This is a genomic window from Pseudoalteromonas sp. 19-MNA-CIBAN-0066, from assembly GCF_040308705.1.
In the GTDB taxonomy this organism is placed as follows: domain Bacteria; phylum Pseudomonadota; class Gammaproteobacteria; order Enterobacterales; family Alteromonadaceae; genus Pseudoalteromonas; species Pseudoalteromonas nigrifaciens.
This window is the reverse complement of sequence record NZ_JBEONZ010000337.1, coordinates 1-249: the sequence shown is the minus strand read 5'-3', so window position 1 is coordinate 249 and position 249 is coordinate 1. Positions and strand designations below refer to the sequence as shown.

Here is a 249-nt window from a genome sequence, read left to right as displayed (position 1 = left end):
CTTTTATACAGTTACCTCAAAATTGAGAGTAATCGCAAAAAAGCAATCGAAGCTAGAAAAAAGCTATTTAATGAACGTGTTTCGCATGTAAATTCACGCCTTAAAGCAAAGCTTAATGATCTACTTGATGCTAAAATAATTCGCCCAAAATACGTTCCTCGCATTCAAGCTATTGTAAATAATTTTTTTGTTGTTCAATCACATACAGACGAGAACTTGCAACAGCTTGAAGATACCGCCGACCTACTA

The 249-nt window shown here is 34.9% G+C and carries 1 pseudogene; it reads left to right on the top strand.

Annotated features, from left to right (window positions below):
- Window positions 1-249: pseudogene (locus tag AAEZ18_RS19340) on the top strand (hypothetical protein); the annotation flags it as partial.